This is a genomic window from Dorea sp. AGR2135 (assembly GCF_000420885.1).
In the GTDB taxonomy this organism is placed as follows: domain Bacteria; phylum Bacillota; class Clostridia; order Lachnospirales; family Lachnospiraceae; genus Dorea; species Dorea formicigenerans.
Genome location: NZ_ATVU01000008.1, coordinates 84,611 through 99,723, shown reverse-complemented (window position 1 = coordinate 99,723; position 15,113 = coordinate 84,611). Strand labels below are relative to the sequence as shown.

The window sequence follows — 15,113 nt, the reverse complement described above, 5'->3', positions numbered from 1 at the left end:
AATCTATCACTTGAGAATTACTGCATCTCGTTGATAGATTCTGTAATAGCTGATGCAGGTGCTGCATCGATGATTACATATGTGATGTTTCCATTGAGCATATCCTGAACTGCAAGGGAACCACTCTTATATGTTACACACTCTGCAGGAAGTCCAGGGAAATCCCAGTCCTCGCTTCCTTCTACATAATACTGACCTGTTGTTCCGGCCTGAACACCAATCTTATCAGATTTCTCTGTCTTAGCCAGAAGTGCTGCTACATCATCTGCGCTCTTGCAGTCATCAAATGTAGTGTTGTCGCTTGGTACGATCAGTCTCTGTGATGCTGAATAGTAAGAATCTGTAAATGTTACATACTCTTCTCTCTCTTCATTGATTGTAAGACCTGCCATAGCAATATCACATTTCTGCTGGCTTACAGACAGACATACTGCATCGAAATCCATGTTCTCAATTACAAGCTCTTTTCCAAGCTCATCAGCAAGAAGCTTAGCGATCTCCATATCGATTCCGTAGTAGCTGTCTCCCTTTGTATACTCAAATGGTTCAAATGCTGCATTTGTAGCTACTACAAGCTGATCTTTGGAGCTGTCGAGTTTTGCAGATTCAACTGCCTCTGGCTCTCCGCTTCCAAAATATTTGTCACAGATTTTATCTAATGTTCCGTCACCTTTAATTTTCTCAATAAATGCATTTGTCTTCTCAAGAAGCTCTGGCTGAGTCTTATCTACTCCGAATGCATACTCTTCATTTGTAAGGTCAATATCGATAACCTTTGCTGTTTTTGATGATGAACCGCCCTTGGAGCTGTCCTTTTTGTCTCCTGATCCGCCACATGCTACTAATGAAAGCGCACATGCTGCAACCAAAAGTACGCTGGTTAATTTTTTCATTTTCATAACCCTGTCCTCCTAAAATTTTATTCTGCATGATTATACATATTTATTGCATAATACATATTTTAACACGTTTCAGCTAAAACTCAAGCCCATTTTTATCCAAGCAACATCTTAAATAGTGCTACCAGAATAATCAGTGCACCTAATATGATTCGATAATATCCAAATACTTTGAAATCATTCTTCTTGATATAGTTCATCAGGAACTTAATCGCAATAACAGACATTCCAAAAGAAACTACACAGCCAAGCATCAGGAATCCGAATTCTGCTGCTGTAAAGTGGAATCCGAATTTGATAAGCTTCAGTGCACTTGCTCCGAACATGACCGGAATTGCCAGGAAAAATGTGAACTCAGCTGCCACTTCTCTGGATACTCCGATGATCAGCGCGCCGACAATTGTTGCACCTGATCTTGAAGTTCCTGGTATCAGGGCCAGCATCTGGAAAGCACCGATCCACAACAGCATCTTAATATCCAGTTCAGAGATTCTGTGGACAGCCGGTTTTCTTCCTTCATTACGGTTTTCTACTATAATAAATAGTACACCATATACAATCAGCATCACAGCTACCGGAAGCGGCTTATAAAAAATCTTATCCAGAATATCATCGAAAAGCAATCCCACTACAGCGGCCGGTACACAGGCAATCAATACTTTGATCCACATCTGCCAGGTCAAAAGCTTCTGTTTTTGAGTCTTCTTTGGTGAAAACGGATTCAACTTATGAAAATACAGAACAACGACCGCCATAATAGCACCAAGCTGGATGACTACGTTGAACATCTCCATAAAAGCATCACTGAGTCCCGGTTTTAAAACATCCCCCACCAGAATCAGATGTCCTGTACTGCTGACCGGAAGCCACTCCGTGATTCCTTCCACGATTCCGAGTAAAATGACTTTCAATACGTCTAACATTAGTTACCTCCTATTCAGTTTTTAATATGTATTTTTCTATGAATCTTGCCACGCCTTCTTCATCATTGGAATCTGTCAATCTGTCTGCTGCTTTCTTCACTTCCGGCATTGCATTCGCCATAGCGACTCCCATTCCGACTGTCTTAAGCATCATCGTATCATTGGATCCATCACCAAAGGCTGCAATTTCCTCACGACTGATCCCGAATATCTCGCCCAGTTTCAAAAGAGCCATCCCTTTATGGACACCTTCTGCATTGACCTCTATATTATTCTCCAATGCTCCGGTTGCTTCCACTCCTGTCACTTTACGGATACACTTCCATGCTTCTTCCTTGTCAGTCTGGTATCGGAACAAAGCCTGTACTTTATCTGTCCCTCGATTCTCTGTCTCAAACTTCTCTTCTACACTTTCAACAGGAACACGAGTATTAAGAATATATTCGCCCATGGCCTTTGTCATGACATAGTCCTGAATATGGGCAAGCTTCTCTTTCTCTGAGTAACCGATTCCATCGTAATACACATCTCGTAGTGTATCATAATCTGAGAAAATATCCAATATTTCGTGCGCTTTTTCTACCGAAATTAACATTTCTGATAAAACTTGTTCTGTTTTTGTCTCCAAAATTCTGGCACCATTGGCTGTCACTGCATATTTTATAAACGGAAGCTCCAGAAGTTCCTTTGGAAGTCCACATAACGGCCGTCCCGTCGCCGGTACTAGAATCACTCCCTGATCTGCCGCTGCCTCCAATGCTTTCTTCGTTCTCTCCGTCAGAATCTTGTCCGTTGTCAGAAGTGTTCCATCCAGGTCAAAACCAATCATCCTGATGTTCATTTTCTTATTTCTCCTTTTAAGCACATACATATAAACTCCAACAAGCAATTGAACAGTTCTTTTCAAAAATCCCCTTCTACCAGTTCTTATAACTAATAAAAGGGGAGCATATTATTTCTTCTTTACGAGGCATCTCTTTTTAAAGAACGAAATTCCATAACATAAAATATGATCATATTCGTCTTCATATTCTTTTGCATACATTCTGTCATCGATCTGTCTGATTGCATCCTCACAATCTCTGCTCATGACGTCCATAGTTTTTGATGTCTTTGCCTCAAAAACGGCAACCTGTCCATTCACAGAATCGTACACTACGATGTCACTTCGTCCCTCTCCATGTTCTTTATTGGATTCCACTGCATATCCGGCACCTGTAAAAATCCCGGCGAGAAATGCGTGGTAAAAATCTTCCTTATAATCATGGTAACTGATTGTCTTACGCAGTAATATATTCATTTCCACAGTCAATGATTCCACATCGGAATTCCATACTGCCTGAAATAATGCATTTCTATTCCAATTCTTTGCAGTATCACTAAACCATTTTATTACAGTTGTTTCAAATATTTCCTTAATCTCTGCATTCGGGATCTGAAGTGCAACTGTTCCTTCCGGAATCTGTGCTTGAAGCTCAGATTCCCTTACTCTTGTCAGATATCCTGTTAGATACAGAATACTCCACAAATTTTCCTCTGATGAATGCAAGTAATCATATGTGAGATTTTCATCAATGTTTTGTATAATGTAGTTCCCTGCTAACAGCGTTTCCATCTTTTTCGTGATATTCGTTCCGGCATACTCAATAAATGACCGTATAATTGCATTATCACTTGTATTTTTCCAATAACTTTCCGGTTTTGCCATTATGTCATGCTGCAAATCCCGCAAATAGTTCATAACATCCCATGGGCAATAAACATCTACTTCACCAAAATGATAACCGTCATACCATTCTCTTACATTTTCTGCATGTTCGATGCAGCCTGAATCATTTAATATTTTATCTACTTCTGTTTGTGTAAACCCAAAGTATTCATTATATCTGGAGTCTCTGATCGTATCCGATACAAAATTGTTTGTTCCTGTAAATATACTTTCTTTCGCAATCTTCAGACAGCCTGTAATGACAGCAAATCGAAGTGCCTGATTATCCTTAAGCGCTGTACTCATGATTCCTTTCATGATGTCAAGCATCTCGTTATAATATCCATGATTACTTGCCTTGGCAACCGGAACATCATACTCATCCAGCAACAAAATCACCGGTTTGTGATAATAAATCTGTAACATCTTCATCAATGTACCAAGCGATCTGGTAATCTGAACTTTATCTGCTTTTCCGGCTTTCAAATCCAGGAAAATTTTCTTATCATCTTCATCAATTTCTGCACATTCCAGTAAATATGTGTATTCTTTATATAAATCCGCAATCTGAGCCACTAATTGTCCATATGCATCCTCAAATGTTAATCCATCAATATCTTTCAGTGACAAAAAAATCACTGGATACTGATTCATCCATTCATTACATATACTTGCTTTCTCTGATATATCCAATCCTTCAAACAATGAAGAACTTTCTTTTCGTATATCAAAAAAATCAGCCAGCATACTCATCCCAAGTGTTTTTCCAAAACGCCTCGGTCTTGTAATCAATGTAACTTTTGTTGCAGGTGTTTTAAGTAATTCGTAGATTAAAAATGTTTTATCAATATAATAATATCCATTTTCACGTATTTCTCTGAAATCAGATATACCAACCGGAATGTTTAATTTTTTCATCCGAATTCTCTACCTCCCTCGCAACTAAATTGGACTCAAATAATCCGCTCACCATTCTTACTGTAAATAATGTATTATACCATGTATAACCTGTTCTTCCACACAGCATTAACATAAATTTATGATACCATGATGCATATGTTTTTTCAATTTTCTTTACTTTTTTAAAACCTTCATCATCTGTTTCTTTGATGGTACCTGTCCCGAAATAACAAGCTTTCCGTCAATCATGACAGACGGAGCTGTCATAACTCCAAGCTTTACAATCTCTACCAGATCTGCAACACGCTCAATCTTCGCGTCAATCCCAAGCTCCTCTACACACTCTGCTATAATTGCATTCGTCTTATCACAGTTCTCACAGCCACTACCAATTACTTTTATATTCATATCTGACTCCTTATCTCATCACATTCTCTAAAAAAGGTCCACCGGACCTTTTTGTCATATGCTTGGCAACTAAAATTCCATCCTAGTTCTTCAGATCCATCGGAAGTCCGACACACCCATCCCATGCTTCCTTAATCTCCCGGATCAGTGCAATTCCAATCTTGGAGATAAATACAAGTTCTGACTTCTCCTGTGCTTCATATGGCGCATAATCCAGTTTCTTTCCAACTACATCGACCTTCTCCCAGCCTTCATTTTTTACCTTGAAAAAGCCTTTCGCTCGATAAACACTCGGCTCAATTCTCTCAAGGAAAGCTTCCAGTTTGTCTTTTTCAATCTCACCTGCAAAGTTCATGGAAAATGTCTTTGGCTTTGTCTCTGCTGAGTTGGTTGTCTCCTCGCATTCTGCCCATTGATACTTCATCAGATCCATATCATAAAATGAACGTTTAATATTGCCATTCTCACTCTCTGTAATTGGGCAGACCGGATTAATCTCCTGTACCTTCTCTTTTATCAGTTCAATCTGCTCTCTGTCCACTAAATCTACCTTTGTCAGAACTGCCAGATTGCAGTGCTTTAACTGACGGTCGATGGTAATTTCGTCCTCCAGCTGATCCAAAAAATTGTAGCAGTCCACCAGACAAATACAGCCACGGAAATCATATACTTCCCCAACCAGTACTTTTGTAGCTTCCAGAATCTCCTCTGCATTGGAAGGATCTCCAAAACCGGAACTTTCAACAAATACATATTCCAATCCCTGCTGTGACATCTTCGCAAGCGCATCGACAAAAGAAAGTCGCAGACAACTACAGAAAATAGATCCTCTATTCAGCTCTACCATGTGAATGTCATCATTCTGTAGTACTGTTCCGTCAATGCTGATTTTTCCAAGCTCATTCTGAATGACTCCTACTTTCATTCCTTCCATATTCTCTAAAAGATTCTTTAAAAGTGTTGTCTTTCCTGATCCCAAAAAACCTGTCAGAAAATATAATTTAATCTGATTCATTCTTCTCATTCTCCCTTTCTGTATTACAATTACAATTTAAAAGTCCCGCATAAGCTCCTGGTATCATAAGTCTTCCGACTGTCTTATACACATCATTTAAAACTTCTATATCCAGTGAATACTGCATCCACTTTCCTTCTTTTCTCGCTTTCACAATTCCAAGGTCACACATTACCTTCATATCATGAGATAACGTTGGCTGCGTGATGTGAAACTCTTCCAGAATCTTGCATGCACAAAGTTCCCCTTCGGAAAGCATATCTATAATTTTCAGACGCTTTGGGTTTGACATTACCTTAAATATACGGGCATATTTTGCATAATCTATCATCACTTTATCATCCATGATCTAATCACCTTCCTGACTGTTCAAAAATCTTCTGGTATCTTTATCATAGCATATATCCAAATATATTAAACAGGTATCCTACAATGACAATTCCCATGCACACAATTCCGATAAATATTGCAAGTAGCTTTTTCTTGATTGCTTTTGACAACATCACCAGTGACGGGAATGAAATAGTCGTCACAGACATCATAAATGCCAGGATTGTTCCAAGCCCTGCCCCTTTTGCCAGCAGACTTTCTGCAACCGGTATCGTTCCAAAAATATCCGCATACATTGGTACTCCGACTACCGTTGCCAGCGGCACCGCATACCACTTCTGCTCTCCTAATATGCTTCGAACTATATGCTCCGGAATCAGATTGTGAATTGCCGCCCCAATTGCTACTCCAACAAAAATGTATGGTGCAACTTTCTTCACGGTGGATACCACCTGATTCTTTGCATAATTCATTCTGTCTCCTACCGTCAGCTTTTGGGATTCAATCTCCACATTCTGAGACTGTCTGATGAACTCCTCCACCTGATCTTCCATATGAAGTTTCTCAATCAAAGTGCCTCCAACGACCGCCACAATCAGTCCTACTATCACATATGCAAATGCAATTTTGCCACCGAACACACTCATAAGCAGAACCAGTGATCCAAGATCTACCATTGGAGAAGATATGAGAAATGAAAATGTCACACCAAGTGGCAGTCCCGCACTTGTAAATCCCATAAAGATTGGGATTGAAGAACAGGAGCAGAACGGTGTCACCGTTCCAAGCAATGCCCCGATAATGTTCGCCCAGATACCATGGAATCTTCCCATAATCTTCTTACTTCTCTCCGGCGGAAAATAACTCTGAATATAAGAAATCAGAAAAATAAGCACCGCAAGCAGTACAAAAATCTTAATCACATCATAAATAAAAAAATGTAAAAATTCACCGGGGAATCTACTCTCCCTCATTCCTGCCTTTACAAGCAGATTTCCTATGAGATCTTTCAGCCAGTGCATACCTAATATCTGGTCCTGAAAAAAATCCCAGCCTGTCTTAATCGCACCCATAACGTCTCCTTTTAAACATTAGATATTTCTATAAACAATTCATTATATAGAAATATAGAAATATCTCTATGTCTTAGTTTTATAAAAACCGGCACGAACTTTCGTACCGGTTTCGTTCTATTCACACTTTACATTATACATAGAAGTTTGTCAATATATCTTCTTATATATGCTTTATTATTTATTTTAATCAAATTATATATCAGTCTGCTTATTCTATGTCAAATATTTTTATTGATAATCCATGACGTCGATCCACTTCATCAGGAAATCCTTCTCCAGCTCATTGTTCTTCTCAAGCTGTGCTGCTGCAACAATCGGGAACCACTGCTGTACATACTGTTTCGCAGTGTCACTCTTCTTGCAGAACATAGTCAGATACATCTCTGCTGCCACACGGTTCTTCAGTGCGAACTGAAGGTAAGTAAGTGCCGCATCTGCGCTGGCATTTCCCTGGGTAACATGTGCCCAGTCTACAACTGTCAGCTTGCCGTCCTCGCCTACGATGACATTACTTGGATTAAAGTCTCCATGGCATACTTTTGTATGCTTCGGCATGCTCTCCAGACGTACCAGAAGCTCATATCTCTGGGTCGCATCCAGTTCTTTTAACTGATTGATCTGTTTTGCCAGTTTGTCTTTCAGTTTCGTAAGCATCGGAGCCGTCTTTGCGTGGATCTGAAGCTGAAGATCTACGAACTCTGCCATATATTTTTCCAGATTATCCGGATCCTTTTCCATGACTGTTTCCAGAGTCTCGCCTGCCTGACACTCAATAACAAGTGCCCATTTTTCATCGATCTGTGTGACCTCATCAAGTTTCGGAATATCCAGTCCCGCCTCCTCGACTCGAACGGTATTCAGCGCCTCATTAAAAACGGCTGACTTCGGGTGATCTTTTTCAAATATTTTTACAATCTTATCCCCGTCCTTGTAGACTTCCTTATAAGAACGTTTCACAATTAATTCCGGATTCGTAAGTTTCATCACATTTACCTCCTTACCAGCACTTTAAGTATAACTCTTTGATTTCTTTCATGAGTGGATATCTTGGGTTTGCTGCTGTACACTGATCGTTAAATGCCTGCTCCACCATGTCGTCCAGTGTGTCCATGAAATATTTCTCATCAATGCCGTACTCGTGAATGGACTTCTTAATACCGATTTTTTCTTTCAGCTCTTCCAGTTTTGCGATAAAGTTTTCAAATACTTCTGCATCGTCTTTTCCCTGGCAGCCTACAAAGCGGCCAATTTCAGCGTATCTTGCCAGTGCATGTGGATACTGATACTGTGAAAATGTTCCCATTTTTGTCGGCACTTCTGCAGCATTGTATCTCATGACTTCTGTCAGGATCACTGCATTTGCGACTCCATGTGGCAGGTGGTGGAATGCACCAAGTTTATGTGCCATGGAGTGGTTCAGTCCAAGGAACGCATTCGCAAATGCCATTCCAGCCATACAGGAAGCATTTGCCATCTTCTCTCTGGCCTCCGGATCATTTGCACCATTGTCGTATGCTCTCGGCAGATACTCAAATACTGCTTTTGCTGCCTTGAGGGCAAGTCCGTCTGTGTAATCTGTTGCCATAATAGATACATATGCCTCAATTGCATGAGTCATAACATCAATACCAGATGCACTAGTCAGTCCTTTTGGCTGAGTCATCATGTTATCTACATCTACAATTGCCATGTTCGGCAGAAGCTCATAATCTGCAATTGGCCATTTTACGCCTGTCTCAGCATCTGTGATAATGGCAAATGGTGTCACCTCGGAACCTGTTCCGGAAGAAGTCGGGATTGCTACAAAGTAAGCTTTCTCGCCCATTTTCGGGAAAGTGAATACACGCTTGCGGATATCCATGAAGTCCATGGCCATATCCTCAAAGTCAGCTTCCGGATGCTCATACATTACCCACATAATCTTTGCTGCGTCCATGGCAGATCCACCGCCAAGAGCAATGATCGTATCTGGCTCAAATGCACGCATCTGATCCACACCTTTTTCAGCACACTGAAGTGTCGGATCCGGTGCCACCTCGAAGAAGCATGTGTGCTGGATTCCAAGCTCATCCAGTTTCTGCTCGATCGGAGCTACGTAACCATTCTTATATAAGAAGCTGTCTGTTACGATAAATGCTTTCTTTTTGTGCAGTACATTTCCAAGTTCATCAAGCGCTACCGGCATGCAGCCTTTCTTAAAGTATACCTTATCCGGAGTCCGAAACCAAAGCATATTTTCTCTCCTCTCTGCAACTGTTTTAATATTGATCAGGTGTTTTACACCTACATTTTCAGATACGGAGTTTCCTCCCCAGGAACCGCAGCCAAGTGTCAGTGACGGTGCCAGTTTAAAGTTGTAGAGATCTCCGATTCCTCCGTGAGAAGACGGTGTGTTGATCAGGATTCGACATGTCTTCATAGCTTCAGCATGTTTTGCAATTTTCTCTGTCTCAGCAGGATGTACATAAAGAGAAGCTGTGTGTCCATATCCTCCATCTGCTACAAGGCGCTTTGCTTTTTCAAGGGCTTCGTCAAATGTCTTCGCACGATACATTCCAAGTACCGGTGATAATTTTTCGTGTGCAAATTCTTCAGAAATGTCTACGGATTCTACTTCACCGATCAGAATCTTTGTATTTTCCGGAACTTCCACACCTGCAAGTTTTGCAATCTCATATGCAGATTTTCCAGGAATCTTGTTATTCAATGCTCCATTTATAATAATCGTCTTACGAACCTTATCAAGCTCTTCTCCTTTTTTCAGGAAATAGCAGCCTCTGTATGCAAATTCTTTCTTTACTTCATCGTAAATGCTGTCCAGAACCGTTACGGACTGCTCAGATGCACAGATCATACCGTTATCAAATGTTTTGGAATGAATGATGGAGTTAACTGCAAGTTTAATATCTGCTGTGTCATCAATAATAACCGGTGTATTTCCGGCTCCAACTCCAAGTGCCGGTTTTCCGGAAGAATAAGCTGCCTTTACCATTCCCGGACCACCCGTTGCAAGGATAATGTCTGATTCTTTCATAACCATGTTCGTCAGTTCCAGTGACGGTGCATCGATCCAGCCAATGATTCCTTCCGGTGCTCCGGCTTTCACTGCTGCGTCCAGAACAACCTTTGCTGCTGCAATTGTAGAAGCTTTTGCTGCCGGATGCGGACTGATGATAATTGCATTTCTCGTCTTCAGACAGATCAATGTCTTAAAGATTGCTGTTGAAGTCGGGTTCGTTGTCGGAATAACTGCTGCCACAAGACCGATTGGCTCTGCGATTTTCTTAATTCCGAATGCTTTATCTTCCTCAATCACACCACAAGTCTTTGTGTCTTTGTATGCATTATAAATATACTCTGCTGCATAGTGATTTTTGATTACTTTATCCTCAACAATACCACGTCCGGTTTCCTCAACTGCCTGCTTTGCAAGTGGAATACGCATTTTGTTCGCTGCAACTGCTGCCGCATAAAAAATCTTGTCAACCTGCTCCTGTGTATAGGTGGCAAAGATTTTCTGCGCCTCGCGCATCGCCTGCATCTTCGCTTCCAACGCTTCCACATTGTCAACAAATACCGGTACAACATCTTTCTTCTTAGCCATCTGGATTCCCTCCTGTAAATAAAAAGTATGGATTATAGTTTGCTTAATTAGACGTCTTTTATTCTTTACATTTGGTAGTATAAATTATCGTTAATTATTTGTCAATATATAAATGATATTTTTTTAACATTGTTGTTTATTTTTTGTCATTTGTTGGAAATATTATTATATAAAGCAGTTCACGGGACATAAAACGGAATAATTTCCGTGAACTGCTTTTTTCATATCCTGTAGTTTTCCAATAAATGCCAAATAATAAACTGCTTGGAAGCAGGACGGCTTACGCCGAAATTGCATTATGCAGGCTAAGCGGAAAGCCTGTAATATAGATACTATTTCGCTATTTTTCCCCACCGATATATTCTAAAGTAGGCATTAGAAAAAACGTGGAAGCTGCCTTCCACGTTCTTTCGTTTATTCCATATTTGTTTCTACTGTTATAATTTTATTCTCTTGATGTACATCGAAAATCAATGGATTCTCTTCTGCCCATTTTGGATCTTCTTTCTGGCGCTTGCACCATTTCTCATATGCTTCCAGAAACCTGTCATGAATCAGATGTTCTGCCTCCAGTCTTGCGTCGACTGCATCCTGAAACTCGCGATATGTCCCGAGCTGATATCGTTCTCCTTTAAAGCCGATTGTCACTCGATACTTTCCCGCTTTCGTCTTGTACACTCCACGGAAACCACTCGTACTGTCACATCGATTTTTCCGGTGCTTCAGCCATTCAACACAAGTTCCGTTCAATAAATGAAGCTGGTCATGCACGTTTTTTTCACACTCTTTCTTCAGGCATCCACAGCTTTTATAATTACCATATACAAGTCCACTAAGAGAAACATCTACTTCATTTCCACATTCACACTTACAGTGCCAATATACAGAGCCTCTCTTGTCACGTTTTTCTGTCGGATACAAGGCAGTCAGTCTTCCAAATTTCTGTCCACTCAGATCACGAATCACTGACATTTCTTTCTCCTGATAAATACTGCAAGAAAAAATACCACGACTGCTATTGCTGCTGTCGAACACCACAGTATGATATTCTGTGTATCTCCGGTTTTTACAATAGTATTTCCTTTCGCCGGTTTGTCTCCAGTATAAGAATTATGAAAATATGCTTCTTCACTCTTTGTCCCATCCGGATTTTTTACAACAACTTGTGTATCAAGTCCTCCATTGTCTGCATTCGTCACATATACTGCTACCTTGTAGTTCGTCTCATCATAACTGAATTTATCCTTTTTGTCAGATACTTGCTGTTTCAGATTATAATAATATACTCCGGCATGTTCATAAGCAATTTCGATTACTTTTTTATCATTATCTTTTAGAGTAAATGTATAAGTTCCCTCTGAAGTCTCCTCTGGCATCGGAACTTTTGTCTCTTCACAGGTCATTATATATTGAAACTCTCGGTTCAGTCCGTCCGGCGCTTGATTTTTTATTTCAAATGTCTGGGACACTGGTATTTTTGCAACAGTTTTTTGAGAGGCTGCCTCTGCCTTCACCGGCAATCCCTGCAACAGAACTGCTGCAAGAACAATCCCTGCAACAAATGCAGAAAATCTCCCCCTATTTTTTATATTTTCCGTTCTCCGGTTTCTTATCATTTATCTCCCCTCCTTTCTGTCCTTGTACTGCACGATTATTTACCGCCATACAATTCTTATGTTTCTTTCTGATATATCGAAGAATAGCTACTATCTCCAGCCCTATAAGTACACTTTCTAAAAGCCCATACCACCAAAGCGGAATTTGCTCAAGAAGATTTCTTGCTATCCCCTGCTGTTTTTCTGTCTCTCCTTCTGCAAACGTATCTGGATAAGTTTCATCTGAAATCACACCGATCAACACATCTCTGCCATTTGTAGTCTGTGAATTACAAGTAGATAAAGCTATAATCCGTACATTTTCATCTTCCACAGAAATGTTTAAATCCCGGTAATACAATGCCTGTTCCCGTACATATGATAAATACTTCGATTTTTCTGATTGATCTGCAATTCTGACACTGTAAATCATGTTGTCATATGCATCTGCTTTCACAAATGCGAAAAAATGCACACCATGATCCTGACCACTATAATATAGATTTCCATATTCATGTGTATTGAAATACGTCTCATCCTCATAGTGACCAAGATCACCGAACATCAACTCTTTTTCCATATGATGTCCATAAATAATATTATTAAAATTGCTAAAATCCGGTGCGTTCATGCAATCCAGAAATAAACTTCCCGACAGTGCATATTCACCCATAACATCTGTATTCACATATTTTGAATTATCTTCTGCCTGCGTGAACGGATAATCAATTTTCGTTCCATATACATGCAGCCAGCCTATAACTTCCGGGTTTTGCGCCTGCAATTGTTCAAATGACACCGAGTCATCTTTTTCCGGCTTGTAGGTCTTGTATTTCTGCGCAGAAGCCGCATCATAGACCTGTCTTGTGTCCCAAAATGCATACACGCCGTACAAAATCAGCAACATGGTGAATATCAGTACTACAAAATTGACGATCCGGTCTGCTATACGCACCAACATTTTTTAGCGATACTGTCTGCGTCTGTTGATCAGTACGAGTGCCACAAGAGCACATACTGCTGCTGCAACAAGGACAACATATGGAAGGTTATTGATGATAACACCTGTAATCGGAGTGTCAGCATAAGCATTGGTAAATACGACACTGTTTGTCTTCTCGCCAATTAGCTTGTTATCTGCTGTAATTCCGTCAGCTTCGCTGGTTGCGTTAGTTTGCACTGCTGTTGCACCATTCTCAACAACTGCTACACTTGGTGTATATCCATCTGTTGCTCCTGCTTCAGTAACGGTATATCTTGTTCCTGCTGCAATGTTGTCAAATGTGATTGTATCTCCGTCACACAGTTCTACATTTGCTGTTGCTTTACCATTATTATCAAATGTAAGTACTACATTCTGATGTGTTTCTTTACATTTGTCACCTTTTACAATTGTTCCTGTGTAGGAAGCTCTTGTATCTGTAGACGCTTTTGTCATGTTAATTGTAAAGTTGAAGTGTTTTGTTTTGTCTGCCTGAGCTCCTGTTACTTTCTTTTCTATTGTGAGACTAGAGTCTTTTACATATGTATTGTCAAAAGACATATCTGATACTTTTGTCTCTCCATCATTTGCAGTAATGCTGTCTACTTTTAAACCATCGCCATCATTTACTACATATACATTTACTGTGTAAGTTTTTGTATCATATGTCATGCCGGCTACATCGCCTTTTACCTCATTGACGGTAAATGTGTAAACACCTGCATGTGGATATTTCGTTGCATCTGCAAGTTCTGTTGTTGCTGCTTTCGATACAAGATCATCGGTCACCGCATCTGCACGAAAATCTGCTGTCGTAGTTTTTGCAACAGTCGTCTCATCTCCAGCGGTCTGAGTGATATTAAATGTAAATGTTGTATCTGGTACGGTAATTCCTTCTGCAATATGCAAATTCTTGGTAACACCTGCCTGTCCAACTGTTGGAACCTGTACCTCTTCTGCCATTACTGCTGTTCCAGCACATAAGCTCATTGTGAGCATCCCTGCCATAAGCATTCCTTTGATTTTTCCTGATTTCATTGTTTCCCCTCCTTAATATATCCTTGTATTTCATTTATAATAAAAAGCAATCTATTTTTCTTCCTGTCTTCAATCCTGCCTGCCAACAGATTGTTTCCTATCTGAAATTGTTGCCACCTATTTTATAAATTACGGCGGCGCATAATGGTCATAACATTTCCCTTGATTGTTGCTATGTCTACCGGTCCATATATCCGGCTGTCTCTTGCACTGCTTCTGTTATCACCCAATAAAAACACCTGATTTTTGCCTACTATGACTGGGAATGTAATTCCTTCTGAGTATGGAAGTGTTTCCATATAAATGTCATCTTCCTGTTGTATATAGCCATTGACACTTAATCCTTCCTCTGTAATATCCACTACATCCCCCGCCCGCGCTACGATTCGTCGGAGTTCTGTCTCTTTCTCCTGCCTGATTACCACTACATCTCCAACCTGATAATCCTTTTTCAAACGATAATAAATTATCAGGTCTCCTTCTTTCATAGCCGGGGTCATGGAAGCATCTGGATTACGGCAGATGCCAAATAGAAATGTAAACATCACTACTGCCAAAGCCCCTATAATCAAAATCTTTAGCAAAAGATATCCGATATCCACAAGAAGCGGCACCGGTTGTCTTTCTTCCTGCAT

The 15,113-nt window shown here is 40.2% G+C and carries 15 protein-coding genes; all 15 read right to left on the bottom strand.

The window, feature by feature from the left end:
* Window positions 1-17: 17 nt before the first annotated feature.
* Window positions 18-899 (bottom strand): transporter substrate-binding domain-containing protein, encoded by an 882-nt coding sequence (locus G593_RS0107285; RefSeq protein ID WP_005338977.1) that lies wholly within the window; start codon window positions 897-899, stop codon window positions 18-20.
* Between the two features lie 95 nt (window positions 900-994).
* Window positions 995-1,822, bottom strand: a complete 828-nt coding sequence (locus G593_RS0107280) for an undecaprenyl-diphosphate phosphatase (protein ID WP_005338979.1) — start codon at window positions 1,820-1,822, stop codon at window positions 995-997.
* Between the two features lie 10 nt (window positions 1,823-1,832).
* Window positions 1,833-2,663: a Cof-type HAD-IIB family hydrolase gene (locus G593_RS0107275; protein WP_029731258.1), complete on the bottom strand. Its 831-nt coding sequence runs from the start codon at window positions 2,661-2,663 to the stop codon at window positions 1,833-1,835.
* Between the two features lie 111 nt (window positions 2,664-2,774).
* Window positions 2,775-4,448, bottom strand: coding sequence for an AAA family ATPase (locus G593_RS0107270; protein WP_029731257.1), 1,674 nt, complete (start codon window positions 4,446-4,448; stop codon window positions 2,775-2,777).
* A gap of 156 nt (window positions 4,449-4,604) precedes the next feature.
* Window positions 4,605-4,838, bottom strand: a complete 234-nt coding sequence (locus G593_RS0107265) for a thioredoxin family protein (protein WP_029731256.1) — start codon at window positions 4,836-4,838, stop codon at window positions 4,605-4,607.
* A gap of 82 nt (window positions 4,839-4,920) precedes the next feature.
* Entirely contained in the window at window positions 4,921-5,853 is a 933-nt protein-coding gene (locus G593_RS0107260; RefSeq protein WP_117659517.1) for a CobW family GTP-binding protein, read from the bottom strand.
* Complete coding sequence (locus G593_RS0107255; RefSeq protein WP_005332302.1) at window positions 5,840-6,199, bottom strand: ArsR/SmtB family transcription factor; 360 nt, start codon at window positions 6,197-6,199, stop codon at window positions 5,840-5,842. Before G593_RS0107255 ends, G593_RS0107260 begins: the two co-directional genes overlap by 14 nt.
* Before the next feature lie 46 nt (window positions 6,200-6,245).
* On the bottom strand, window positions 6,246-7,256 hold the full coding sequence (locus tag G593_RS0107250; RefSeq protein ID WP_029731254.1) for a permease: 1,011 nt from the start codon (window positions 7,254-7,256) through the stop codon (window positions 6,246-6,248).
* Between the two features lie 231 nt (window positions 7,257-7,487).
* Window positions 7,488-8,243, bottom strand: a complete 756-nt coding sequence (locus G593_RS0107245; protein WP_005338990.1) for an aminoglycoside phosphotransferase family protein — start codon at window positions 8,241-8,243, stop codon at window positions 7,488-7,490.
* 13 nt (window positions 8,244-8,256) lie between these two features.
* A complete protein-coding gene (adhE, locus tag G593_RS0107240; RefSeq protein WP_029731253.1) occupies window positions 8,257-10,863 on the bottom strand; it encodes a bifunctional acetaldehyde-CoA/alcohol dehydrogenase in 2,607 nt (868 codons plus the stop codon).
* 414 nt (window positions 10,864-11,277) lie between these two features.
* Window positions 11,278-11,835 (bottom strand): hypothetical protein, encoded by a 558-nt coding sequence (locus tag G593_RS19020; protein ID WP_022279216.1) that lies wholly within the window; start codon window positions 11,833-11,835, stop codon window positions 11,278-11,280.
* A complete protein-coding gene (locus G593_RS0107230) occupies window positions 11,826-12,479 on the bottom strand; it encodes a Spy0128 family protein (protein ID WP_029731252.1) in 654 nt (217 codons plus the stop codon). Before G593_RS0107230 ends, G593_RS19020 begins: the two co-directional genes overlap by 10 nt.
* Window positions 12,442-13,419 carry a class B sortase gene (gene srtB, locus G593_RS0107225; RefSeq protein WP_081646510.1) on the bottom strand — a complete coding sequence of 326 codons (978 nt, stop codon included), beginning with the start codon at window positions 13,417-13,419 and terminating at the stop codon, window positions 12,442-12,444. Before srtB ends, G593_RS0107230 begins: the two co-directional genes overlap by 38 nt.
* A 3-nt stretch (window positions 13,420-13,422) precedes the next feature.
* Window positions 13,423-14,478: a Spy0128 family protein gene (locus tag G593_RS0107220; RefSeq protein WP_029731249.1), complete on the bottom strand. Its 1,056-nt coding sequence runs from the start codon at window positions 14,476-14,478 to the stop codon at window positions 13,423-13,425.
* Window positions 14,479-14,600: 122 nt separating this feature from the next.
* Entirely contained in the window at window positions 14,601-15,113 is a 513-nt protein-coding gene (gene lepB, locus G593_RS0107210; protein ID WP_029731248.1) for a signal peptidase I, read from the bottom strand.

Coding starts and splice junctions, on each gene's coding strand:
- G593_RS0107285 (WP_005338977.1), bottom strand. CDS start 899: ATGAAAATGAAAAAATTAACCAGCGTACTTTTGGTTGCAGCATGTGCG.
- lepB (WP_029731248.1), bottom strand. CDS start 15,113: ATGCAGGAAGAAAGACAACCGGTGCCGCTTCTTGTGGATATCGGATAT.
- G593_RS0107280 (WP_005338979.1), bottom strand. CDS start 1,822: ATGTTAGACGTATTGAAAGTCATTTTACTCGGAATCGTGGAAGGAATC.
- G593_RS0107245 (WP_005338990.1), bottom strand. CDS start 8,243: ATGAAACTTACGAATCCGGAATTAATTGTGAAACGTTCTTATAAGGAA.
- srtB (WP_081646510.1), bottom strand. CDS start 13,419: ATGTTGGTGCGTATAGCAGACCGGATCGTCAATTTTGTAGTACTGATA.
- G593_RS19020 (WP_022279216.1), bottom strand. CDS start 11,835: ATGTCAGTGATTCGTGATCTGAGTGGACAGAAATTTGGAAGACTGACT.
- G593_RS0107260 (WP_117659517.1), bottom strand. CDS start 5,853: ATGAATCAGATTAAATTATATTTTCTGACAGGTTTTTTGGGATCAGGA.
- G593_RS0107230 (WP_029731252.1), bottom strand. CDS start 12,479: ATGATAAGAAACCGGAGAACGGAAAATATAAAAAATAGGGGGAGATTT.
- adhE (WP_029731253.1), bottom strand. CDS start 10,863: ATGGCTAAGAAGAAAGATGTTGTACCGGTATTTGTTGACAATGTGGAA.
- G593_RS0107265 (WP_029731256.1), bottom strand. CDS start 4,838: ATGAATATAAAAGTAATTGGTAGTGGCTGTGAGAACTGTGATAAGACG.
- G593_RS0107255 (WP_005332302.1), bottom strand. CDS start 6,199: ATGGATGATAAAGTGATGATAGATTATGCAAAATATGCCCGTATATTT.
- G593_RS0107220 (WP_029731249.1), bottom strand. CDS start 14,478: ATGAAATCAGGAAAAATCAAAGGAATGCTTATGGCAGGGATGCTCACA.
- G593_RS0107270 (WP_029731257.1), bottom strand. CDS start 4,448: ATGAAAAAATTAAACATTCCGGTTGGTATATCTGATTTCAGAGAAATA.
- G593_RS0107250 (WP_029731254.1), bottom strand. CDS start 7,256: ATGGGTGCGATTAAGACAGGCTGGGATTTTTTTCAGGACCAGATATTA.
- G593_RS0107275 (WP_029731258.1), bottom strand. CDS start 2,663: ATGAACATCAGGATGATTGGTTTTGACCTGGATGGAACACTTCTGACA.